Annotated in this window: 15 protein-coding genes, 1 tRNA gene and 3 rRNA genes; 1 reads left to right on the plus strand and 18 read right to left on the minus strand. The window is 46.4% G+C overall.

Annotated features, from left to right (window positions below; genetic code table 11):
- Positions 1 to 109 precede the first annotated feature (109 nt).
- The 12 genes from pssA to MKX41_RS21985 all read right to left on the minus strand — a co-directional run bounded on the left by pssA (position 110) and on the right by MKX41_RS21985 (position 15160).
- Complete coding sequence (gene pssA, locus MKX41_RS21930) at positions 110 to 847, minus strand: CDP-diacylglycerol--serine O-phosphatidyltransferase (protein ID WP_042192208.1); 738 nt, start codon at positions 845 to 847, stop codon at positions 110 to 112.
- A 64-nt stretch (positions 848 to 911) separates the two neighbouring features.
- A complete protein-coding gene (gene disA / locus MKX41_RS21935) occupies positions 912 to 1988 on the minus strand; it encodes a DNA integrity scanning diadenylate cyclase DisA (RefSeq protein WP_042131246.1) in 1077 nt (358 codons plus the stop codon).
- Between the two features lie 14 nt (positions 1989 to 2002).
- Positions 2003 to 3370: a DNA repair protein RadA gene (gene radA, locus MKX41_RS21940; RefSeq protein ID WP_042131247.1), complete on the minus strand. Its 1368-nt coding sequence runs from the start codon at positions 3368 to 3370 to the stop codon at positions 2003 to 2005.
- Positions 3371 to 3562: 192 nt separating this feature from the next.
- Entirely contained in the window at positions 3563 to 6031 is a 2469-nt protein-coding gene (gene clpC / locus MKX41_RS21945) for an ATP-dependent protease ATP-binding subunit ClpC (protein WP_042131248.1), read from the minus strand.
- A gap of 35 nt (positions 6032 to 6066) precedes the next feature.
- Positions 6067 to 7131, minus strand: a complete 1065-nt coding sequence (locus tag MKX41_RS21950; protein ID WP_042192210.1) for a protein arginine kinase — start codon at positions 7129 to 7131, stop codon at positions 6067 to 6069.
- A 28-nt stretch (positions 7132 to 7159) separates the two neighbouring features.
- On the minus strand, positions 7160 to 7684 hold the full coding sequence (locus MKX41_RS21955; RefSeq protein WP_042192214.1) for a UvrB/UvrC motif-containing protein: 525 nt from the start codon (positions 7682 to 7684) through the stop codon (positions 7160 to 7162).
- A 30-nt stretch (positions 7685 to 7714) separates the two neighbouring features.
- Entirely contained in the window at positions 7715 to 8176 is a 462-nt protein-coding gene (locus MKX41_RS21960; protein WP_042131251.1) for a CtsR family transcriptional regulator, read from the minus strand.
- A gap of 386 nt (positions 8177 to 8562) precedes the next feature.
- A complete protein-coding gene (locus tag MKX41_RS21965) occupies positions 8563 to 9735 on the minus strand; it encodes a GNAT family N-acetyltransferase (protein ID WP_340973066.1) in 1173 nt (390 codons plus the stop codon).
- 420 nt (positions 9736 to 10155) lie between these two features.
- Positions 10156 to 10272: ribosomal RNA gene (gene rrf, locus MKX41_RS21970) — 5S ribosomal RNA — on the minus strand.
- A gap of 73 nt (positions 10273 to 10345) precedes the next feature.
- Positions 10346 to 13274 (minus strand): 23S ribosomal RNA (locus MKX41_RS21975).
- Between the two features lie 151 nt (positions 13275 to 13425).
- Positions 13426 to 13501 (minus strand) — tRNA-Ala (locus tag MKX41_RS21980).
- Positions 13502 to 13602: 101 nt separating this feature from the next.
- Positions 13603 to 15160, minus strand: a 16S ribosomal RNA gene (locus MKX41_RS21985).
- The 16S, 23S and 5S rRNA genes sit together here with 1 tRNA gene alongside, the layout of an rRNA operon.
- 412 nt (positions 15161 to 15572) lie before the next feature.
- Here MKX41_RS21985 and MKX41_RS21990 point away from each other — a divergent pair.
- Complete coding sequence (locus tag MKX41_RS21990) at positions 15573 to 16829, plus strand: MFS transporter (protein WP_340973068.1); 1257 nt, start codon at positions 15573 to 15575, stop codon at positions 16827 to 16829.
- A gap of 3 nt (positions 16830 to 16832) precedes the next feature.
- Here the strand turns inward: MKX41_RS21990 and MKX41_RS21995 are convergent, their stop codons facing one another.
- From MKX41_RS21995 to pcrA, 6 genes are all read right to left on the minus strand, one after another.
- Complete coding sequence (locus tag MKX41_RS21995; protein WP_340973070.1) at positions 16833 to 18740, minus strand: transglycosylase domain-containing protein; 1908 nt, start codon at positions 18738 to 18740, stop codon at positions 16833 to 16835.
- Entirely contained in the window at positions 18737 to 19336 is a 600-nt protein-coding gene (locus tag MKX41_RS22000; protein WP_340973071.1) for a hypothetical protein, read from the minus strand. Before MKX41_RS22000 ends, MKX41_RS21995 begins: the two co-directional genes overlap by 4 nt.
- 64 nt (positions 19337 to 19400) lie before the next feature.
- The gene (locus tag MKX41_RS22005) at positions 19401 to 20513 is read right to left on the minus strand and encodes a sensor histidine kinase (RefSeq protein ID WP_076286910.1); all 1113 of its coding nucleotides are present in this window, start codon (positions 20511 to 20513) and stop codon (positions 19401 to 19403) included.
- 19 nt (positions 20514 to 20532) lie between these two features.
- Positions 20533 to 21240: a response regulator transcription factor gene (locus MKX41_RS22010; protein WP_076297845.1), complete on the minus strand. Its 708-nt coding sequence runs from the start codon at positions 21238 to 21240 to the stop codon at positions 20533 to 20535.
- Between the two features lie 202 nt (positions 21241 to 21442).
- On the minus strand, positions 21443 to 23455 hold the full coding sequence (gene ligA, locus MKX41_RS22015) for an NAD-dependent DNA ligase LigA (protein WP_340973074.1): 2013 nt from the start codon (positions 23453 to 23455) through the stop codon (positions 21443 to 21445).
- Positions 23456 to 23533: 78 nt separating this feature from the next.
- Entirely contained in the window at positions 23534 to 25873 is a 2340-nt protein-coding gene (pcrA, locus tag MKX41_RS22020) for a DNA helicase PcrA (RefSeq protein ID WP_340973077.1), read from the minus strand.
- Positions 25874 to 25970: the final 97 nt, after the last annotated feature.

Raw genomic sequence — 25970 nt, forward strand, 5'->3', positions numbered from 1 at the left:
ACGATAAACTTGGGGTAGCGCTGGAATTGCAAAAAGGCTTTGCCATCCCCTAAGGACGACAAAGCCTCTAGCTATAATTATATTAGTTCAACCTTACTACAAGACTGCTTTAACCGTTCTTCGAGTGATACACTTTATCTTCAGAACGTCTTCTACGACGGTGACGGCGTCTGGCTGTCAATCGATCGATGTTTTGTTTAAAACCATATAACGCGTAAATCCCAAGTAAGACGAAGATTAGCTTAGCAATTTGTTCAGGGAACACAACAGCAACAGCCACGGCAACAACAATGACTACTGGCGCTCCGACAACCACTTTTTTAGGTAATCCAACCTTCTTAAAATTAGGATATTTAACAGTGCTGACCATCAAATATGATAAGAGCAATGTAGCCACGATCATAAATGGAGCAGAAACATCTTTATTAAAAAGAGCTAATGTGGCAAGCACACCACCAGCAGCAGGAATTGGCAATCCGATGAAATAACCAGGAACTCCTGGATGAACATTAAAGCGAGCTAGGCGCAATGCACCAAACACCGGGAAAATTGCAGTTACTGTCCAGGCTAATGCAGAATTTAAATCATGCAGGCTTGAGACGTACATAATAACAGCCGGTGCTACTCCAAAAGAAACGACATCAGACAAAGAGTCCAGTTCCTTACCAAATTCACTCTCACATTTAAGTGCACGAGCAACTCGGCCATCCAATCCGTCTAACAGCATAGCAATAATAACCATGATAGCGGCCATGCTAACTTTACCGTCAAACGCCATCATGATACCAAACATTCCGAGCATCAAGTTACCTATGGTAAAAAGACTCGGAATTGATTTTTGTATCATTTCTTCACCTCAATTTTCTCACATTGGCCTTAAACAGCTCCAATATTACGTGATTGTATGTTATTTACATTTGCCTGTCAATAAGAACTTGCTTCTGTAAACGTTTGAGCCCATCCTGAATATTACGAGCCCGCACCTCCCCAATTCCGTCCACTTCATCCAGTTCAGCTATGCTTGCAGACATCAAATTAGGCAGCATTTCAAACCGCTCCACCAGATTATGAATGATCACATTTGGAAGCCGCGGAATCTTGTTGAGCAGACGATATCCACGCGGAGTAACCACCTCTTCGGAAGAAATTGCCGTAGAAGAGTAGCCCAGCAATCGAGCAATATGGTTGTCATCCATTAGGTCATCATCACTAATACGTTTGAGACCGGCAATAATTTCACGAATTTTATCTTCTTGCTCTTCCTTAGCATAGTCTCTGTATAGGAGCCATGCTTCTTCCTCTGTATTTCCAACCAGTTCTTCCATCTGCATGCTGATTAAGCGTCCTTCATTGCCTAGTTCATTTATATATCGTTTGATCTCCATTTTTATGCGTAGAACCATCTCTACCCGCTGAATCACTCCGACCACTTCAGCTACGGTGACGATTCCCTCATACTCCGAAGCAGACAAATTCGTCAGTCCTTGTGTAAGAACCGCTTTGTACTTTTCGAGGGTCTGAATCGCTTGATTAGCTTTAGCCAAAATAGCTCCGATTTCTTTTAACGCATACCGAATGGAACCTTGATACAGGGTAATGATATTGCGGCGCTGTGAAATAGAAACAACCAGTTTACCTGTTTGCTTCGCTACGCGCTCGGCGGTCCGGTGACGAATGCCTGTCTCGATTGAAGAGATGGACGAATCCGGAATTAGCTGTGTATTTGCATACAAAATTCGTTTCAAATCCTCACTAAGAATAATGGCACCGTCCATTTTGGCGAGCTCATATAAATAATTGGGTGAAAAATCGCAGTTAATGGAGAATCCTCCATCCACTACCTCCATCACCTCAGGACTATACCCAACGACGATTAGTGCTCCCGTCTTAGCTCGCAGCACATTCTCAAGACCTTCCCGAAAGGGTGTCCCCGGTGCCGCCAGTCTGAGCAGATCATTCATATTCTCTAATTGGTTATATTCTTTCATAATCCCTGTGCCCCCTAATCTAACGCGACCGATAGTGCATCTGCTACGGTACTGACGCCAATAATCTGGATATCTTGCGGGTGCTTCCAGCCCTTCAAACTTTTCTCTGGCATGATCACCCGCCGGAAGCCTAGCTTCGCGGCCTCCTTCACACGCATTTCCGCGCGTGAAACACCTCTTACTTCACCTGTAAGTCCTACTTCACCGAAGAAAACATCGTAAGGTTTTGTTGAAATATCACGAAAGCTGGAAGCGATACTAACAGCTACTGCTAAATCAATCGCCGGTTCATCCAGCTTCACTCCTCCAGCAACATTAAGGTATGCATCCTGATTTTGCAGGAACATGCCCATCCGCTTCTCAAGTACAGCGATAATGAGTGCCATCCGCTGGTGATCCATACCTGTGCACACCCGGCGTGGGGAGGGGAAATGAGTGGCAGCGATAAGAGCCTGAAGCTCAACAAGCACCGGTCTAGTCCCTTCCATACTAGCCACGACTGTAGATCCGGCTACGCCGAGTGGACGCTCCGATAAGAAGAGCTCCGATGGATTTTCTACTTCTGTTAGACCCACTTCACCCATTTCGAAAATGCCGATTTCATTCGTTGAACCGAAGCGGTTCTTTACAGCCCGCAGGAGTCTATACGTATGATGCCGCTCTCCCTCAAAATACAGCACACAATCCACCATATGTTCAAGCATCCGTGGGCCTGCAATAGCGCCTTCCTTGGTGACATGCCCAACGAGAACTGTAGCAATTCCCCGAATCTTAGCGATACGCATAAATCTTGTCGTACATTCCCGAACCTGGGTCACACTGCCTGGCGCACTAGTTACTTCTGGCATAAATACAGTCTGAATCGAATCGATAACAAGAAATTGCGGCTGAATTTGTTCAATCGCTTCTTCTATGCTTTCCATATTCGTCTCACATAGTACATATAGCTCAGCTGACAACGCACCGAGGCGATCCGCACGTAGTTTAGTTTGCCTTACCGATTCTTCGCCCGAAATGTACAGCACTCGCAATCCCTGAGTTGTCAGAGCATGCGACGTCTGTAATAAGAGCGTAGATTTACCGATTCCTGGGTCTCCCCCTACTAGTACCAGCGATCCTGGTACGATCCCCCCACCGAGAACACGGTTAAGCTCACCTATACCTGTCAGTATGCGCGGTTCCTTGTCACTTTCTATACTTATGATCGATTGTGCCTTTTCTTTACTATGAAAAATAGGGGCATTCATTCCCTGTGTTTTGACTACGCTTTCCGTTTCCTCCACCATGGAGTTCCAAGCTTGGCACCCGGGACATTTTCCGAACCATTTTGGCGATTCGTATCCACAATCGGTGCAAAAAAATTTAGTTTTTGGTTTAGCCATTTGTTCTCCTTACGGTCCGAACTTTTAAATTGCGGATATTTTCTTCTAATGAAAGTTTACCATTTCTGCCCCTTTAACGAAAGGTCATTCGGAATTTGTACTAAATGTATATTTTTAAGTGATAAATTTATATTAAAAAAGCTTCCGCCCCTCTATAAACTGAGGAGCGGAAGCTTTTTTTATTCCGTTTTTTTATTCGGATTCTACTTCTTTTTCAAGCAATGGAGCTACAGGAGCATCCACTTTATTCACTACAAGTTCTCCGCCAACTTCATCAATGTTGAGCGAATCACCCTTTTGGATATTTCCTCTCAACAATTCCTCGGAAAGACGGTCTTCAATATGCTTCTGAATCGCACGACGTAATGGACGTGCACCAAAGGCTGGGTCGTAACCTTCCTTAGCCAGGAAAGCCTTCGCCGCATCTGTGAGAACGAAATCAACATCATATTCACGCAGCCGCTTGCGCAGCTCATCAGACATCAATGTAACGATTTCAGCAATATGCTTCTCATCGAGGGAATGGAAGACGATGATTTCGTCAATCCGGTTCAAGAACTCAGGACGGAAGCTCTTCTTAAGCTCTTCCATAACCTTGCCCTTCATATTACCGTATTCTGCTCCAGCATCTTGCACAGCTGTGAATCCAAGTGTCGAATTCTTCTTGATCGCTTGTGCGCCTACGTTAGAAGTCAGAATAATTAATGTATTACGGAAATCGACTACCCGTCCTTTAGAGTCAGTCAAACGACCGTCTTCAAGAACTTGCAGCAGAATATTGAATACTTCTGGGTGCGCTTTTTCAATTTCATCAAGCAGCACTACAGAATAAGGTTTACGGCGTACCTTCTCGGTTAATTGGCCACCTTCTTCATAGCCAACATATCCAGGAGGGGCTCCGACTAAGCGGGACGTGGAGTGCTTCTCCATGTATTCCGACATATCAATACGAATGACCGCATTCTCATCGCCGAACATGGCTTCAGCCAATGCACGAGCCAACTCAGTTTTACCTACACCAGTAGGACCGAGGAAGATAAAGGAACCCATTGGACGTTTCGGATCTTTAAGACCCGCACGCGCACGGCGTAGTGCCCGGCTAACTGCCTTAACAGCTTCGTCCTGACCGATCACTCGTTCATGCAGTAAAGCCTCCATGTTAAGTAGACGGTCGGTCTCCTCTTCCTTCAGCTTGCTTACAGGTATACCCGTCCAGCTAGCTACAACCTGTGCGATGTCTTCAGGTGTAACCTCTGAATCCGTGCGACCCTGTTTTTCTTTCCATTGATTCTTAGTCGTATCAAGTTCTTCACGGATTTTTTGCTCTGTATCACGCAAGGCCGCCGCTTTTTCAAACTCTTGACTCTGCACTGCGGAATCTTTCTCCTTGCGGATATCATCCAAGCGCATTTCAAGTTCCTTCAGATTTGGCGGGATGGTGTAAGAGTGAAGCCTTACTTTAGATCCTGCTTCATCGATAAGGTCAATCGCTTTATCTGGCAGGAAACGGTCCGGGATGTAACGGTCGGACAACTTCACTGCTTCCACTATAGCTTCATCCGTAATCTTCACACGGTGATGCGCTTCATAACGATCGCGAAGTCCGAAAAGAATTTGGACCGCTTCCTCTGGAGAAGGTTGATCCACCGTAATCGGTTGGAAACGACGCTCCAATGCTGCATCTTTTTCAATATATTTACGATATTCGTCAAGCGTAGTCGCACCAATGCACTGAAGTTCTCCACGGGCTAACGCCGGTTTCAGAATGTTAGATGCGTCAATCGCACCTTCCGCGCCACCAGCACCGATTAGCGTATGAAGCTCATCGATAAAGAGCACGATATTACCTGCTTGGCGAATCTCATCCATAATTTTCTTGAGGCGGTCTTCAAACTCACCGCGATATTTTGTTCCAGCCACTACTGAGCCCATGTCGAGCGTCATGACGCGTTTGTCGCGAAGTGTTTCTGGGATTTCATTATTGATAATCTTTTGTGCAAGTCCTTCAGCGATAGCTGTTTTACCAACACCAGGTTCACCGATCAGTACCGGGTTATTCTTAGTCCGGCGACTCAGTACCTGAATAACACGTTCAATTTCTTTACTACGGCCGATAACTGGATCTAGATTGCCCTCCTTAGCATAGGCGGTCAAATCGCGCGCAAGACCATCTAGGGTCGGTGTGCTGACGTTAGCCGGAGTCCCGCTATGACTAGAGGCAGCCTCGCTGCTTCCCAGGAGCTGAAGAACTTGTTGACGAGCTTTGTTCAAGCTGATGCCGAGGTTATTAAGCACACGAGCCGCGACACCTTCCCCTTCACGGATAAGTCCAAGCAAAATATGCTCAGTGCCAACATACGTATGACCCAATTTGCGGGCTTCGTCCATCGACAGCTCAATCACTTTTTTAGCGCGAGGAGTATAAGCAATGTTCGTAGGCTGTTCTTGACCTCTGCCAATCAGTGTCTCCACTTCGTCCTGGATTTTTTCAAGACCTAGCCCTAAAGCTATTAATGCCTTAGCAGCAATGCCGTCTCCTTCACGAATAAGTCCGAGCAAAATATGTTCTGTACCAATATTGTTGTGTCCTAAACGAACAGCTTCTTCCTGCGCCAGCGCTAGCACTTTTTGTGCGCGTTCCGTAAATCTTCCAAACATCATATCTCCTGCACCTCCATGAATAATAAATATCTATATTAATGTTGTGTTCCCAGTGTCTCTCGGAGCAGTTTTGCCCGATACATATCTCGTTCAGTAGCGTTCAGCTCATCGCCGAACATCTTTTGAAGAAATCCTGGCTGCGTCTTAACGTTAAGTTCATTAAGCACTGAAATCGAAAGACCTTCCAGAATGCCAAGGTCAACCCCAAGTCTCACATCAGACAGGCGTTGAGCAGATTCTTTAAGCTCCATAAGAGCTGCATAACATAAAATTCCGTAAGAACGCTTCACTCGGTCTGTTATTCTCAGGGCGGAATCAACAAGCAACCGTTCACGTGCATTTCGCTCATGCTCAATAATCTGGGTAACTACACTGTGAAGGTTCTCTATAATTTCACTTTCCGTTTGACCGAGAGTGATCTGATTAGAAATTTGAAAGATGTTCCCTACTGCTTCGCTACCCTCACCGTAAATTCCTCTTACAGTCAATCCCACTTGGTTCACTGCAGACAATATGCGATTGATCTGATGAGTCATTACAAGCGCTGGTAGATGCAGCATTACCGAGGCACGAAGCCCAGTACCAACATTGGTGGGACAACTAGTCAAATATCCTCTTTTATCATCAAAAGCGTAATTGACAGCTGCCTCGAATATATCATCGATCGCCGTCGCACGATCCCATGCTTCTCTAACCTGAAGACCAGGAAACAGACACTGGATTCGCAGATGGTCCTCTTCGTTAATCATGATGCTGACCGACTCATCTTCATTTAATAAGACAGCCGCACTGCGCGAATCATTAGCCAAGTTAGGACTGATTAGATGCTTCTCAACCAGTACCTTTTTGTCCAGTTCATTCACTTCATCAAGCTTTAGGAGTTGAAAAGATCCGAAATCTGCAGCTGCTTCCTCATGAAACACAGGAGCCAGTAGCTCTAATACTTCTTCCGATTGCTCTAAGGAAGCCAGCATTGGGAACGGAAGATGCTCTAGATTACGGGCAATACGCATACGACTGCTAATTACAATCTCAGAATGACTACCTCCAGAACGCATCCAATCACTAAGCGCTTGTTCAGTAAATCGGAGACTTGACATGTCATATCCCCCCTATATATCAAAGACTTTACTCTTGTGCTATTTCTTTTTCAAGTTTACGAATCTGATCTCGCAGCTCCGCTGCTTTCTCGAATTCTTCTTGTGTAATACTTTGCTGTAATTCCTGCTTGAGTTCATCAATTTGGCGTCTAAACACAATCTGAGCTCCTGCACGTTTCGGAATCTTACCTACATGTGAAGTACTGCCATGCACTCGCTTAAAAAGCGGGTCCAGTGCACTGTTAAAATATTCATAACAGGAGCTACAGCCAAAACGGCCTAATTTACTAAACTGGGAGTACGTCATCCCACAATTCTCACATTGCAGACTCTGCGTTGTCTTCGTTGCAGCCGACTTCTCCTTGCCGGCACCTTCAAGATCAAGCAGACCTGAGAGCAGACTGTGGATGGAGAATCCTCCAGCCGTTCCGGGAATGAGTTCACCCTTCTCCCGTGCACAGCTCTCGCAGATATGAAACTCCGTCTTCTCTCCATTCACGATCTTAGTGAAGTGGAGTGTTGCCGGCTTGACGCCACATTCCTGGCATTGCATAAGCGAAAGCCCCTCCCTTATGGTTGACAATTATTTGCCTAACAAAGAGATTAACATCGCCTTCATAATCTTGGCACGAATCTCATCCCGGTATGGAATCTTAACCGTTAGGCATTCCCGAGAAACAGCAGCGCGCATAAGGCACGCTTCACGCTTACTTAGAAAACCAGCTTCCTCCAGCTGATAAATCAGCCCTTCAGCAGCGTTCTGATCAATCCCGCCACCTATAGTATGGTTTAAATGGGCATGCAGTGCCACGTTAGGCGGTAATTCAAAACGTTGAATACGAATATATCCCCCGCCACCACGCTTACTTTCCACCACATAACCTTTTTCTAGAGTAAAGCGTGTACTGATGACATAATTGATCTGTGACGGTACGCATGAGAACTGGTCCGCCAGGTCATTTCGCTGGATTTCCACCGTACCTTCGGGACTTTCATGCAAAATATTCTTCAGATATTGTTCGATAATATCAGAGATATTGCGCATCACTCATCCTCCAGTGCTTAAATCTTATAATACCGATTGCAACTTGCATTCATAATGACAATGGTCTTTAATTGAACTTAAACATTTGTGGATAATCCCACGTGTTCAGAGGATCGGATCGCTGTCATTAAGCTTCGTTGACTTTGACTTTCTTTGACTTTTTAATATTATAACATATTCTGTGCTAATTCCAAGTGGATTCTCTTATTTTTCACTTTTTTCAGCGAATGTATTCGGAAATAAAGAACTCTCCCAACTTCTTTCGAAGGGGAGAGCCTAATTTTTGTCAAGTATAAACGCCTTCGGTATCCTTATTAGGGCGATAAGCGTTTATGCGAGAAATATAAGGATAATGTATAGCATGAAACTTATACTCTCTGATATTTTTAAAAATGATCAAATAAAGCTGTCTGTGCTTGTGGAATAATTTCTTCAAACCATTCCAGTGCTGCTGCGTGGCCAGAGACACTTCCATAACGAGCCATCTCTGTTGGTCGTTTGTATCCAAGCATCAAGGCCGTCAAAGTGCCTATATCACAGCTAAAGTCTGCTTCCGCCCGTTCCCCTTCCACTCGAATCAAAGTAGCCGAGCCCTCATTAGAGATATTCCATGCCCATAACCCATCATTCCAAGGTGCATACTTATCTTCGATATATATAAGCTGCTTCTTTTGACTACTGTTTCCTCTGAAGGTGTAAGTTTCAATGAATGACTTGGCATTAACAATCCGCCCCATAAAATAAGGATAATTCTCTTGTCCTATACGTGGATCTGGCAGCAAGAAAGGTAATATGTCATCCGAAGGCACCAGCTTTAAGGATGCACCGGTCACCATCGAATCATGGTTCGCAAGAAATGTCCACAGCCCCTGCCGAGCTTGTTCATTCAAAAAAACAAATTCATCAATGACCAGTTCTCTGTTCTCTACCTTATACAGCACATATCCCTCTGGTTCACCACTCTTGGAGTAAAATACTGCACTCTTTCCTTCATCATCTAGAACAGAGTTCTCCCACCAGTCCAAATCGCGCTTAAGTGTCCCGTTATAACTGACAGCGAATCGAGTATATAGGCTATCCAATACTTCGATATCCTTTATGTCCCGTTTAACCTTGCCCTCAACTTCAACCTTTTTAGGAAATTTCGCTACTGGAATAGAGTATTTCTTATATTCACAATAAACTTCCCAGCCAAATTTACGATAGAACGGAATCAAGAACGGGTGTAGAAAAGAGAGCGTTTGACCTGCCTCATTCATCGTATGCAGCGCATGAGACAATAGATTTGCCACATGTCCTTGTCTGCGGTTCTCTGGCCATGTAGCCACTCCTGCTATACCACCCATAGGTACCACTCTGCCCTGTATGTAGACTTGGAAAGGAATAATCGTCAATTTAGCTTCCAATGTTCCGTCCTCAAAAGCACCCCATACCTGTTCAGCCTTGAATCTTTCCTTAGCACTTGCCCTTTTTTCACTAGGAAGCTTGTACTGAAAAGCATATTCTGACAAGTTCATGCTTGCATCAAATTCTTCTGAACGTAACTGTCTTATTACCACAAACTCACCTCATCCTTTATAAAATTACTTTTAGGATAAGTATAACAAGAGCGTCAATTGTGCGCTAATCTATTGCATTATTTATAACTTTATTTTTAGTTATCCACAGCTCTATGCAGTTTTAAAAATAGTCTTGAAATCTTGTCACATCCAAGTTAAAATAGTTATCCACTTATCAATAGCTCTATCCACATAATCCCGGTTATATCCACAGCAACCCGTGTACTACTTAGGTTTTCTGTTGACAGATCCATATAAATATGTATTTAATCCACACTATTTAGGGATTATTTCTCTTTCAATCATCTATCCACATGTGCGTAACTCTTCTGCAAATCCAAATGTTTATCCACAAGTTTTCCACAGCCTATAATAAACGCAAAAAAGCCACTGTCGATTACTCAACAGTGGTCTAATTGTGCTTGGCAACGTCCTACTCTCCCAGGACCCTTCGGTCCAAGTACCATCGGCGCTGGAGGGCTTAACGGTCGTGTTCGGGATGGGTACGCGTGGAACCCCTCCGCTATCGCCACCAAACGGGCATTTACATCGTAAATGCTCAGGCTTGATGCCTGAAAACTGAATCCGAATTGAATTTGCGTTCTAAGTATAGGATAAGCCCTCGACCGATTAGTATTGGTCAGCTCCATGCATTACTGCACTTCCACCTCCAACCTATCTACCTCGTCGTCTTCAAGGGGTCTTACTAATTGGGAAATCTCATCTTGAGGGGGGCTTCACGCTTAGATGCTTTCAGCGCTTATCCCGTCCGTACGTAGCTACCCAGCCATGCTTCTGGCGAAACAACTGGTGCACCAGCGGTACGTCCATCCCGGTCCTCTCGTACTAAGGACAGCTCCTCTCAAATTTCCTGCGCCCACGACAGATAGGGACCGAACTGTCTCACGACGTTCTGAACCCAGCTCGCGTACCGCTTTAATGGGCGAACAGCCCAACCCTTGGGACCTACTTCAGCCCCAGGATGCGATGAGCCGACATCGAGGTGCCAAACCTCCCCGTCGATGTGGACTCTTGGGGGAGATAAGCCTGTTATCCCCAGGGTAGCTTTTATCCGTTGAGCGATGGCCCTTCCATGCGGTACCACCGGATCACTAAGTCCGACTTTCGTCCCTGCTCGACTTGTAGGTCTCGCAGTCAAGCTCCCTTATGCCTTTGCACTCTTCGAATGATTTCCAACCATTCTGAGGGAACCTTGGAACGCCTCCGTTACTCTTTAGGAGGCGACCGCCCCAGTCAAACTGCCCGCCTGACACGGTCCCCGTACCCGATTAGGGTACTAGGTTAGAACCTAGATACGATCAGGGTGGTATCCCAACGGCGCCTCCACCGAAGCTTGCGCTCCGATTTCTACGGCTCCCACCTATCCTGTACAGATCGTACCCAAATTCAATATCAAGCTGCAGTAAAGCTCCATGGGGTCTTTCCGTCTTGTCGCGGGTAACCTGCATCTTCACAGGTATTAAAATTTCACCGGATCTCTCGTTGAGACAGCGCCCAAGTCGTTACGCCATTCGTGCGGGTCAGAATTTACCTGACAAGGAATTTCGCTACCTTAGGACCGTTATAGTTACGGCCGCCGTTTACTGGGGCTTCGGTTCATAGCTTCGGGTTACCCCTAACCACTCCCCTTAACCTTCCAGCACCGGGCAGGCGTCAGCCCGTATACTTCGCCTTGCGGCTTCGCACAGACCTGTGTTTTTGCTAAACAGTCGCTTGGGCCTTTTCACTGCGGCCCCCTCGTGCTATTCACACTACCGGGGCACCCCTTCTCCCGAAGTTACGGGGTCATTTTGCCGAGTTCCTTAACGAGAGTTCTTCCGCGCGCCTTAGAATTCTCTTCTCGCCTACCTGTGTCGGTTTGCGGTACGGGCACCTTCTCCTGGCTAGAGGCTTTTCTTGGCAGTGTGAGATCATGACCTTCGCTACTGTAATTTTCGCTCCCCATCACAGCCCAGCCTTAACGATGTGCGGATTTGCCTACACATCAGCCTCACTGCTTAGACGGACATATCCATCAGTCCGCGTCACTACCCTCCTGCGTCACCCCATCGCTCATAGCGGATTACGGTGGTACAGTAATTTCAAACTGTTGTCCTTCGACTACGCCTTTCGGCCTCGCCTTAGGTCCCGACTTACCCTGAGCGGACGAGCCTTCCTCAGGAAACCTTGGGCTTTCGGCGGATCAGATTCTCACTGATCTTTTCGTTACTCATACCGGCATTCTCACTTGTATGCTGTCCAGCGCTCCTTACGGTACACCTTCAACCCACATACAACGCTCCCCTACCCCAGATACATACGTATCTAGCCATAGCTTCGGTGGTGTGTTTAGCCCCGTTACATTTTCGGCGCAGAGTCACTCGACCAGTGAGCTATTACGCACTCTTTCAATGGTGGCTGCTTCTAAGCCAACATCCTGGTTGTCTGTGCAACTCCACATCCTTTCCCACTTAACACACACTTGGGGACCTTAGCTGATGGTCTGGGCTGTTTCCCTTTTGACAATGGATCTTAGCACTCACTGTCTGACTCCCGGCAATAAGTATATGGCATTCGGAGTTTGACTGAGCTTGGTAATCCTTGCGGACCCCGCACCCAATCAGTGCTCTACCTCCACTACTCTTATACCGAGGCTAGCCCTAAAGCTATTTCGGGGAGAACCAGCTATCTCCGAGTTCGATTGGAATTTCTCCGCTACCCCCACCTCATCCCCGCATTTTTCAACATGCGTGGGTTCGGGCCTCCAGTGCGTGTTACCGCACCTTCACCCTGGACAGGGGTAGATCACACGGTTTCGGGTCTACGTCCACATACTAAATCGCCCTATTCAGACTCGCTTTCGCTGCGGCTCCGTCTTCTCGACTTAACCTTGCATGTTAAACGTAACTCGCCGGTTCATTCTACAAAAGGCACGCCATCACCCATTAATAGGGCTCTGACTTTTTGTAAGCACACGGTTTCAGGTTCTATTTCACTCCCCTTCCGGGGTGCTTTTCACCTTTCCCTCACGGTACTGTTTCACTATCGGTCGCCAGGTAGTATTTAGCCTTAGCAGATGGTCCTGCTGGATTCATACGGGGTTTCACGTGCCCCGCACTACTCGGGATCCGTCTCGGAGAGAACACAGTTTAGGCTACAGGGCTTTTACCTCTATCGCGGGCCTTTCCAGACCTCTTCACCTACCATATTCCTTTGTAACTCCATGTGAGACGTCCCACAACCCCTAAGAGCAAGCTCTTAGGTTTAGGCTGTTCCGCGTTCGCTCGCCGCTACTGACGGAATCACTATTGTTTTCTCTTCCTCAGGGTACTTAGATGTTTCAGTTCCCCTGGTCTGCCTCTACATCTCCTATGTGTTCAGAGATGAGTAACTGCGAATTACCACAGCTGGGTTTCCCCATTCGGACACCCCCGGATCAAAGCTTGCTTACAGCTCCCCGAGGCAGTTTCGTTGTTCGCCACGTCCTTCGTCGGCTCCTGGCGCCTAGGCATCCTCCGTGTGCTCTTATTAGCTTAACCTTGATTTTTCCTAAGAAAAATCTCACTAATAACATTTACTTGTTTACACAAGTTGCTAAAAGATGTTCTAAAACGCAAATTCGTTTCGGTATCCAGTTTTCAAGGATCAAGTTTAAAAATATTCTAGACATAACAAAAAGATGAAGTTTGTTGGTGGAGCCAAGCGGGATCGAACCGCTGACCTCCTGCTTGCAAGGCAGGCGCTCTCCCAGCTGAGCTATGGCCCCGCAAATTCCATCAAAACCGAACAAATGGATACGCGTTAAATGATTTTGGAAGTTTAACTTCCGATTTGAATGTCTTCATTGCAGAAGACGATTCTCCATAGAAAGGAGGTGATCCAGCCGCACCTTCCGATACGGCTACCTTGTTACGACTTCACCCCAATCATCTACCCCACCTTCGGCGGCTGGCTCCCTTGCGGGTTACCCCACCGACTTCGGGTGTTGTAAACTCTCGTGGTGTGACGGGCGGTGTGTACAAGACCCGGGAACGTATTCACCGCGGCATGCTGATCCGCGATTACTAGCAATTCCGACTTCATGCAGGCGAGTTGCAGCCTGCAATCCGAACTGAGACCGGCTTTGATGGGATTGGCTTCACCTCGCGGTTTCGCTTCCCGTTGTACCGGCCATTGTAGTACGTGTGTAGCCCAGGTCATAAGGGGCATGATGATTTGACGTCATCCCCACCTTCCTCCGGTTTGTCACCGGCAGTCACTCTAGAGTGCCCAGCTTAACCTGCTGGCAACTAAAGTTAAGGGTTGCGCTCGTTGCGGGACTTAACCCAACATCTCACGACACGAGCTGACGACAACCATGCACCACCTGTCTCCTCTGTCCCGAAGGCCGCCACTATCTCTAGTGGATTCAGAGGGATGTCAAGACCTGGTAAGGTTCTTCGCGTTGCTTCGAATTAAACCACATACTCCACTGCTTGTGCGGGTCCCCGTCAATTCCTTTGAGTTTCAGTCTTGCGACCGTACTCCCCAGGCGGAGTGCTTACTGTGTTAACTTCGGCACCAAGGGTATCGAAACCCCTAACACCTAGCACTCATCGTTTACGGCGTGGACTACCAGGGTATCTAATCCTGTTTGCTCCCCACGCTTTCGCGCCTCAGCGTCAGTTACAGCCCAGAAAGTCGCCTTCGCCACTGGTGTTCCTCCACATATCTACGCATTTCACCGCTACACGTGGAATTCCACTTTCCTCTTCTGTACTCAAGTCACCCAGTTTCCAGTGCGACCTCAGGTTGAGCCCAAGGTTTAAACACCAGACTTAAATGACCGCCTGCGCGCGCTTTACGCCCAATAATTCCGGACAACGCTTGCCCCCTACGTATTACCGCGGCTGCTGGCACGTAGTTAGCCGGGGCTTTCTTCTCAGGTACCGTCACTCCGGTAGCAGTTACTCTACCGGACGTTCTTCCCTGGCAACAGAGCTTTACGATCCGAAAACCTTCATCACTCACGCGGCGTTGCTCCGTCAGACTTTCGTCCATTGCGGAAGATTCCCTACTGCTGCCTCCCGTAGGAGTCTGGGCCGTGTCTCAGTCCCAGTGTGGCCGTTCACCCTCTCAGGTCGGCTACGCATCGTCGCCTTGGTGGGCCGTTACCCCACCAACTAGCTAATGCGCCGCAGGCCCATCCCTCAGTGACAGATTGCTCCGTCTTTCATTCTTCCTTCAGGAGAAAAAAGAAATTATCCGGTATTAGCTACCGTTTCCGGTAGTTATCCCAGTCTAAGGGGCAGGTTGCCTACGTGTTACTCACCCGTCCGCCGCTAAGTTGTTTTGAAAGCAAGCTTTCAAAACAACTCCGCTCGACTTGCATGTATTAGGCACGCCGCCAGCGTTCGTCCTGAGCCAGGATCAAACTCTCCAATTAGTATTGAAAAGAGCGATATGCTCATTTTGAAACTGACGATTCATTAAATGAATCTTTTAAAAATTAACGCGTTCCATTTGTTCAGTTTTCAAAGAACTTGCTCCCGGCATTCCGACATCAACTGTCTCTTGCACAGGAATTAGAGTATATCATGTTGTCGTATTTCTTGTCAACTTATTTTTTCATCGTTTGTGTTTCATTTGTTCGATGCGTCATAAGCACAAGAGATAATATACCATGCTGTTCTTATGTTTGCAAGCTTTTTTTGAAATAAAAATAATCTTCGAATAAATACTTTCAAACTAGCACAAACCAACACAAATTGTTTCCAATAATCCTTAATTTATGGCTAAATAGAATTTATCGTAATCCCATATATTAACTTCTAATGATACGTACGAGAGGAGTCTAAATGAAAAACAATCCATCTAGTGCTGCGACCCAAACAAACACCACGGATAAGGAGCAGCGTAATCTGCAGCAAGCAACAATCTATAAGATTTTGCTGGCTGTCAGCTTTGTTCATTTATTTAACGATTCTATTCAGGCAGTCATCCCTGCAATCTTTCCTATTCTCAAAGATAACTTGATGCTCTCCTTCGCTCAGATTGGGTGGATCTCCTTTGCCTTAAACATGACGTCCTCCGTTATCCAACCAGTCATTGGGTATGCGGCAGATCGTAAGCCTCGTCCTATATTGTTACCACTGGGTATGTGCAGCACATTTCTAGGCGTACTTTTATTGGCTTATGCCAACAACTATATTCTTGTATTGTTTTCCGTCATGCTGATCGGTTTCGGATCTGCTACCTTTCATCCCGAAGGCATGCGTGTTGCTCATATGGCTGCCGGTCAGCGGAAAGGTCTTTCGCAATCTATTTTTCAAGTCGGCGGCAATGCTGGACAATCTTTAGGACCAATGCTCACGAAATGGATATTCATTCCCTTTGGGCAGATCGGCGCTCTTGGCTTCACTATCGTTGCGGCTGCCGGAATCGCCGTCCAGACCTATGTCGCTCGCTGGTATCGAGAGATGCTGGATGCAGGATATACGTTTCATAAGAAGTCAACAGCTCGTGCAATTGATCCTGCCCGCCGCAAAAGTATTCGAACGGCAACAATCATCCTTGTGTTCCTAGTCTTTGTAAGATCTTGGTACGGCGCTTCTATCGGAAGTTACTACGCTTTCTATTTAATGGACAAATATCAAATGACGCTTGATAAGGCCCAAATCTATATTTTTATGTATCTGGCAGCTGGAGCTGTCGGTACATTCTTCGGAGGCCCACTGGCTGACCGCTTCGGACGGCGTAATCTCATTCTTCTCTCTATGGTCGGAACAGTGCCCTTCGCGCTGGCTCTACCCTTCGTGAACCAAATGTGGGCAGCTATACTCCTGCTGATTGGCGGCTTCATCCTTTTGTCCAGCTTCTCCGTTACTGTAATCTACGCTCAGATGCTTTATCCAGGCAATATCGGAACAGTTTCAGGGTTAATCACTGGTCTTGCTTTTGGGCTCGGCGGAATTGGTTCCTTGGTCCTCGGCAATCTAATTGACAGCATTGGTATTTCAAAAGTGTTTATAGCTTGTGGATTCCTACCACTTTTGGGTTTCCTTGCTCTCCTGCTTCCTAGAGACGAGAAACTAGAAGAATGGGCCGCTCAATAAACATCAGTAACCACTTAACGCCTTACTCATGACTGTAGAAAATAGAGCGGCAGCCTTCCCGCTGCCCTCTGTCATATAATTATCCTTATTTGTACGATCAAACCCCATCCACACTGCAGCTGTCCATTCCGAAGTATAACCAACAAACCACAAATCCCGGTTAGCTTTCTTGCTTACGCCTGGCAGATCCAATTGGGTTGTTCCGGTTTTCCCCGCTACAGGCCTGTTCATTTGCGCTTTTTTGCCCGTTCCTTCATTGACAACATTACGTAGCATCATCGTCATTGCCTCTGCGGTTCGTTGCGATATTACCTGCCGTGATTTGGAGAGATGTGAATACACAACCTTCCCTTTTGAATCCATTATCGTGCGTACCATATGAGCCTCATTGAATTTACCTCCATTAGCAAAGACACCATAGGCTTGTGTCATTTTAAGTGGCGATACCCCATTATGAAGCCCTCCTAAAGCTATTGATAAATGGTTATCCTCCTCTGTCAGTACAATTCCTAATTTGGCTGCGAATTGCCGTGCAGAAGAGATTCCAACCTGCTTCAAAAGCCAAACAGCTGGCGCATTCACGGATTTTTGCAGCGCTCTACTCATTGTGATTTGACCTTGATACACACCGTTCAAATTCTCAGGTACATAGTTTCCATAAGCGTATTTGCGATCAGAAAGTATGCTATTCGGGCTAAACTTCCCGCTCTCTAGCGCGGGTCCATAATCAATGATCGGCTTGAAGCTGGAGCCTGGCTGCCGCGCATCAATTGTAGCTCTGTTCAAGCTCCCCTCATTTTGTTCACGCCCACCAATTAGTGCCACCACTTCACCTGTACGATGATCCATTATGGTCATAGCTGCTTCTACCTGCTGATCTTTTCCGTCAGGCGGGAAAGAAGAACCCTTTAGAAAAGCCTGCTCTAGCGCCTGCTGTGCTTTAATGTTCAACCCTGTAACGATAGTATAGCCACCCGTTCGAAGCTCCTCCACAGACTTCCCAGTGATCTGAGCCGCTTCCTTAAGCGTAGCGTCCACATAATGCACACCAATGACTTCTACTTTGTTCGCAGCGGGAGGTTGATACTTTTTATCTCTGGCCTCAAGCATTTGTTCTTTAGTAATCAGTCCTTGATCTAACATAATCTGTAGAACGAGATTCCTTCTTGTTTTGGATAATGTACTATTGTCTACCGGATTATAAATAGACGGTCCTTTAGGGATTCCCGCCAAGGTGGCGATTTGCCATATTTCTAGTTTTTTCAAATTGGATACGCCGAAGTAACGCTCCGCAGCTGCCTTTACTCCATATTGTCCACGCCCCATGTAAATCTGATTGAGGTAAAGCCCTAAAATCTCTCGTTTTGATAACTGCCTCTCCAATGCAAGAGCAATGGATGCTTCGTTTAGCTTACGTATGACATTCTTGTTCCTGTTCAAATAAAGATTGCGAGCTAGCTGTTGAGTAATACTACTCCCGCCCTCGGAGAGATCCATATCCACAATATTATTTAGAAAAGCGCGAGAAATTCCTTTATAATCTAATCCCTGGTGGCTATAAAAGCGCCGGTCCTCCACCGCTAAAAACGTATTTATCAATAATGCAGGCATTTCCTCCAGCTCCGCTGAATGTCTATACCCCGAGCCCGGTAAAGGGATCATTCGTAATGTCGTCCCGTCCGAGGTCTTAATGATGCTCGATTCCGGCAGCTGAAGTTTATCCTCTTGCTGTTTAACCACTTGCCCGCCGTATTGAAATACGTAAAGCAAACCCACGAGCGCTATTATTATTCCAATGATACTCCCATCAAATAATAAATATCCCAGACGGAGTATCCGGGTACGCACGATCCATCTGCCATCCTTGCCTGAATGGGCTACACTTTGTTTTTTTTCGGTAACGGCATTCATGATTCTATAATCAGGTTCTCTAAGAACCGCTCCATACTACGGGCTTCAACACTCGCTGCTTCAAGAAGTGCTTGGGCTTCCATCCCATCATCCGTGTTGTCAGCCTCCTCTACCTCACGGAGAGCACGGAGAATTGCCCGAGTTCTTATCAATAAAGCTACAGCTGGTGTGTCCTGCATCGTTTCTGTTGCTACGCCTCTATTCGGAACTTCAATTCTTTGCATGCGATTCAGGTTAGCGGCGATTTGGCCTAATTCTCCTCCAGAGAGGACCTTGATTTCTTTTGTTACTCCCTTGTCTGCTAACTCTGAGGTTCCAATCAGTACCGTGTGCAAATCATCGGCAATTTTCTGTGAACGGAGAATAAACAACCCACTGAAGAATAGAACAAATAGAATTATGACGCTAGGGATTGTTCCAATATGATTAATGGTCCAATGGATAAGATGAACAAAAAAGACGCCTGACTTCCCCGAATAATGAGAATACAGCAAAGCAACAGCCCGCTGGACAGCAAAAAGAAAGGCAGCACTCAAAAGAGCACTCCCTATAAAAATATAAAGATAATGGATGCGAACCGTCCGAAGTTTGTGCATAGTCATTCCCTCCTTGTGCTCACAAGGATATCTTCCAAATCTTAAGAACCCGCCAAGAGTTTTCTTAAGATTCTATGAAGAATGGGAAATAGGTGATAAAATCCGTCCGAAGCGGGGAGCTTTCTACATAAATAACGCCATTGTGGCGTTCGACGATACTTTTGGAAATGGCAAGACCTAGGCCTGAACCGCCTGTATGCTGTGAACGAGACTTCTCTGCTCGATAGAATCGTTCAAAAATAAACGGAATATCGCTCTCTGCAATCATCTCTCCAAAATTGCTAATGCGGACAACCGCTTCATTTCCCCTTTTACTGAAACCAATCTCCACTTTCCCGCCGCTTCTACCGTAACGGATCGCGTTCGTAATCAAATTTTCATAAGCACGAACTAATTCTTTAGGGGAAGCCTCTATCCACAACTCACCAGCTTGGTCATCGATCTCATAGGTCATTTCAGCCTTTGTTAGTTCGGGAACTGACTCCTCCGCTAGCTGCCGTATAAATGCTTTTAAATCTAATCGCTCCATAACCAGAGGGTATTCCCCACTATTTACGCGTGTATATTCAAAAAGATCGTCGATCAGTTTACGCAGCACAAGGGATTTGTTGTAGGCTATGCTCACGTAATATCGTATTTCTACTTCTTCCTGGCATCGATCTTGCTCGATATATTCCAGAAAACCGAGGACAGAGGTAAGGGGGGTTCGTAAATCGTGGGAGACACCTGTGATCAAGTCATTTTTTGCATTCACTGCTTTACGTTCCTCTTCCACGGAGTGCTGCAAACGTTCAGCCATTTCATTAATATTCTCAGCCAGCACTCCCAGCTCGTCCGTGGTTCTGACTTCAATTCGGTGCGACATCCCGGAGCTTGTGATTTCCCGAATTCCTTTGGTGATCTCCTCCAGATACAGTACTATTTTACGAGTATAGATAAAAAAGAACAGCAAAAAGCTGATAATACCAGCTGCGGTCAGCAGTGGCATAGAGCCAATATGATTAATGATCCAGCGTAAGATACGTGAATAGGGAGCCGACTCTGACACTGGATTCAGATAGATCATGAAATTAACGAGCTGGTAACCTGCAAACAGCAGTAATCCACCGGAAAGCACACTAAGCAAAAAGGCGTATATAAACTTCCAACGAATCGTAGTTATATATTTTGAATTCAAGAAGCCTCACCTAATCCTTTCAGGAAGGTCCATCTAATTTATAGCCAACTCCCCAGACGGTTTGTATATAACGGGGGCGCTTCGAATCCACTTCGATTTTATCGCGGAGGTTACGAATATGTACCATAACAGTATTACCCCCATCTAAAAATGGTTCGTTCCACACCTTATCGTATATCTGCTCTAAGCTGAGCACTTGACCTTGGTGCCTTGCCAAAAGTTCTAAAATAGAAAATTCCCGGGGGGTCAGCTTAATCTTCTGCTGGTCTATATGTACCTCATGCTTAGACGTATCTATAGTTAAATCTTCAAAGCTCAGTTTGCTGTCATTCCCTAGGCTATTACTATCTTTATTGAAAGCGTGATAACGACGCAGCTGTGACTTAACTCGTGCCACAATCTCCAAAGGATTAAACGGCTTGCCCACGTAGTCGTCCGCTCCTATGCTAAGTCCTGAGATTTTGTCCATATCCGTATTTTTGGCTGAAAGGATGATAATTGGCATCTTCCGCTCTTCACGGATCTTCATACATGCAGCTAATCCATCCATCTTAGGCATCATGACATCAAGAATAATTAGATCTACTTCTTCCTTCTGCAGACACGCCAGTGCCTCCATCCCATCATAAGCTTTAAGCAGTCGATAGCCCTCATTACAGAGATAAATCGATAACAGCTCTACAATTTCCTTCTCATCATCTACTAACAATATCGTTTCTCTCTTCACAGGAGGGGGTTCCTTTCAAATATAGTAATAATTATCTTTAGCTTCTATATTAGCAGATCCATTGAACGTTTTTCCTCGAAAATAGAAACATGTACTTAAAATCGAACGACAATAAGTAGGTTACGCAAAAAAAGCGTACCCGCTCCACTCGTACTTAAACGAAATGGAACTGGTACCCTTTTAGAATTTAGTAAAAATATACTTACATCTCCAGCAGTCGAATCAGCTCATCCTCATCCTCGATGACCTGAATGCCCAGCTGCTGTGCTTTGGCCAGTTTACTACCTGCCTTCTCGCCGGCAATAACCAAATCCGTCTTCTTAGATACACTTCCAGACACCTTCGCTCCGAGCGCTTCCAGACGTTCTGCTGCTTCGTCACGTGTAAGCTTTTGTAATGAACCGGTCAACACTACCGTTTTTCCGCTAAAGAAGGAATCCGCGCTAACAGGACGTGGTGCCTCAGGAGCTTTTGCTTCAACCCCAAGCGCGCGCAACCGAGCAACGTTCGCCACGACTACAGGATCTGCGAAGAAGTTAACAATGCTCTCGGCGACAATCCCGCCAATGTCCGGCAACTCGGCAAGTTCTTCCGCTTTAGCCTGCATCACAGCATCCAGATCGCGGAAATGATCAGCCAGCATCTTAGTTGTTGCTTTACCTGTGTTAGGGATTCCTAACGCAAAGAGAAATGAGGCGAGATCGCGCCCTTTGCTATCCTCTAATGCTTGCAGCAAATTCTGTGCTTTTTTCTCCCCGAAACGGTTCAGCTGTACAAGCTGCTCAAAGGACAATTCATACAGATCCGCAGAGTCATGAACATTAAGCTCGTCGTAGAGCTGACCTGCCGTCTTCTCACTAAACGTCTCAATATCCATCGCATCTCGTGAAGCGAAATGGGTGATCCGACTAATAATTTGCGGTCTACAGTTCAGCTTATTATTACAGAAAAGATGCGCACCGCGCATTTCTAGCGGAAATCCACAAGCCGGGCAATCCTCAGGGAAAATAATTTCTCCTCCGTCATTCTCTTCCGTTACCTTGCCGAGAATTTCCGGGATAACATCATTAGAACGCCGAATAAACACTCGTGAACCTAAGGCGAATTTCAAGTTTTTGCGCTCAATATCGCCCACATTATTTAATGTGCAATTCTGTACGGTAACTCCAGCAAGCTCTACGGCTTCAACACGAGCTAAAGGAGTCACTTTACCTGTACGTCCTACATTCCAGCTAACAGACTCAAGCACGGTCGTTGTTTCTTCAGCTTCAAATTTATAAGCCACTGCCCAGCGAGGGAACTTGTCAGTGTAACCAAGAACTTCACGAATACGGAAATCGGTTACCTTGATCACCGCTCCATCAATGAGGTAATCAAGAGTTGAACGACTCTCCTCGATTCCGGCAAGCTGCTCAGTCACATCATCGAAATCATTACAGTAAGTCAGATAAGGATTTACTTTGAATTTGTTATTCCGCAGAAAATCCATCATCTCCTGATGATCGGCGAACTCTACACCTTCTCCAAAACCTACATTATAGAAATATGCATTCAAACGACGTTCTGCAGTAGTCTTCGGGTTTAAATTGCGCAGTGCACCTGCCGCCGCATTACGTGCATTCTTAAGCGGCTCTGCAGCCCGGGTATTATAATCAGCGAGCACAGACAGATTCATAATCCCTTCACCCTGAACCTCAATAACACCTTCTTTAAAAGGAATCGTTAATGGAACAGACTTGATGGTCTTCACCTGAGCAAGTATTCCTTCACCAATGACACCATTACCACGCGTCGATGCCTGTTCGAGAACACCATTCCGATAGGTTAGATTCAGCGTCAAGCCATCAAACTTCAGTTCTACTGCATAACAAGGATCAGGTAGAGGGTTGCCTGGGTTCTTAAGATTGTACTCATTCACTAAGCGAAGTACCCGCGTATTCCAGCTCCGCAGCTGTTCAATATTCTGTGCTTTATCGAGACTCCAAAGCGGAGCCAGATGCCTATGCGGCGTGAAGCCCTTAAGCAGCTCTCCACCTACACGTTGTGTAGGTGAATCCGGTAGTACGAAGCCACTCTCAGCCTCCAGTGCTACAAGCTTGTCGTATAAAACATCGTATTCCTTATCGCTGACTAGCGGAGCATCCAGCGTATAATAGTGGTAATTATAATTATTTAACTCCGCAACAAGCTCTTCCATCACATGCATAGCATCCATGCAGGTACATCCCTCCGTCAATAAGTTTCCTAATGGTTAGCGTGTTCTAAATATCCGTTCGTTAATCGTTTCCTACTATTATTCCACCCTGGTAATCGGCGCAAACCCTGCAAGCAGTCGTTTTACACCCACTGGTGCCGGAAAAGCAATCTGCAGCTCCGTATCATTCCCGGTGCCCTTTACAGCTACAACGGTGCCAGTGCCCCATTTGCCGTGCGAAACTTTATCACCCGCTTTGTAATCGCCAGCAGCCGCAGCCCCTGCTCCAGTAGCGCGCTGTGCGCCTCCGGAGGTTACGGTCACGCTGCTCTTGCTTGTCGCTGCGGACGCTGTGCTTCCGCTACCAATCGGCGCCGTACCAGCAGCTCCACTTCGGCCGCCGAAGTTCCCACGACTGCCGCCACTGAAGCCGCGTCCGCCGTAAGCACCGCCTACCTCTGAGCCTCCGCGTTGGAAGCGGTCCTGCGTCTTCGCGGTATCTTCCTTCAACTCCTCCGGAATCTCTTCAATGAAGCGGGACGGCTGATTCGCCGTCGTCCGCCCAAAGAGCGTACGCATCCGCGCGCAAGAGAGAAACAATTGTTTCTCGGCGCGGGTGATCCCTACATATGCAAGCCGGCGTTCCTCTTCGAGCTCATCGTTGTCTTGGAAGGCTCGGCTGTGCGGGAACACGCCTTCTTCCATCCCGACGATAAATACCGTTGGGAACTCCAGACCTTTGGCGCTGTGCATCGTCATCAGGACTACAGCGTCACTACGGTCCTCTTCATCATCATTCACACTATCAATATCTGCGATAAGTGCAAGATCCGTGAGGAAGGAGACAAGCGACTTGTCCTCGTTATTCTTTTCAAACTCCATCGTCACGGACAAGAACTCATCGATATTCTCTAGTCGTGAGCGAGATTCGAGAGTATTTTCATTTTGCAGCTCCAAACGGTACTGCGACATCTCCAGTATTTTTTCCGTCAGTTCTGTTACGGACAAGAACTCCACCATACGGTGCAGGGCTTCAATCATATCGTAGAACTCTACTAGCATATTCCGCGTCCGCCCAGCAAAGCCCAAATCATCAACAGTTTGCAGTACGCGGAAAATAGAAACACCACGCTCACCAGCCGCAGCTGCCAGCTTACCAACCGTTGTATCGCCTAATCCCCGCTTAGGTACATTAATAATACGCGTCAGGCTGATATCATCATCAGGGTTAGACAACAGGCGTAAATAAGCGAGCAGATCTTTGATTTCTTTACGATCATAGAACTTAATCCCGCCTACGATTTGATACGGAATATCAGATTTAATTAGAATTTCCTCGATTACCCGTGACTGGGCATTCGTACGATACAGTATCGCATGATTCTGGTAGGCTTGACCCTGTTTCACATTTTTGCTGATTTCTCCGGTTACAAAGTAACCTTCATCATGCTCGGAGTCCGCCCGGTATACCTTAATCTTGGCGCCTTCCTCGGAATCGGTCCACAGCTTCTTCGGCTTACGTCCACTATTGAGTGCGATCACACCATTGGCTGCATTCAAGATATTAGCAGTTGAACGGTAGTTCTGCTCTAGAAGGATGGTCTTCGCTTCTGGATAGTCCTCTTCAAAATTAAGAATGTTCGTAATATCTGCTCCGCGCCAACGATAAATCGACTGATCACTATCCCCTACCACACAAATCCGGTGGTGGCTGTCAGCTAACATGCGGCATAACATGTACTGCGCTCTGTTCGTATCCTGATACTCATCCACGTGGATGTATTTGAATTTCTTTTGGTAGAAATCAAGGACCTCGGGAACTTCCTTAAACAGTTCGATGGTCTTCATAATCAAATCATCAAAATCAAGCGAATTATTGCTTCTTAGACGCCTTTGATACATCTTATATACCTTTGCAACTAAGCCTTCAAAATAATCGCCAACCTTCTGCTCATACTGCGCCGGAGTGATCAGCTCATTCTTGGATGCGCTAATGATAGCCTGCACAGCTTTTGGTTCGAATTTCTTCGTATCAATATTCAGTTCCTTCATACAGTTACGTATTACGGATAACTGATCTGTAGAGTCCAGAATGGAGAAGTTGGAGGTAAAACCAATCCGCTCGATATCCTTCCGCAAAATCCGAACACACATAGAGTGAAAGGTGGATACCCAGATATCTCTTCCCTCAGGTCCGACAAGCTTAGATACACGTTCCTGCATTTCCCGCGCGGCTTTATTCGTAAACGTAATCGCCAAAATCGCCCAAGGTGGCGCCTTTCGATTGGCAATCAGCCAGGCAATTCTATGAGTCAACACTCTCGTCTTCCCACTGCCCGCACCAGCCATAATCAAAAGTGGTCCTTCAGTAGTTTCGACAGCCTGTCTTTGTGGAGGATTCAGTCGACTTACTGCGTCTTGTATGCTAATAAGTTGCATGTGTAACATGCTCCTTTCTAAATATAAAATCACCAATCATAAGTAGTCCTAAAAATAACCACTAAGCATAAACGCCTTTGGCGTCCTTATAAGGAAG

This window comes from Paenibacillus sp. FSL R5-0475, assembly GCF_038004585.1.
GTDB lineage: Bacteria > Bacillota > Bacilli > Paenibacillales > Paenibacillaceae > Paenibacillus_AQ.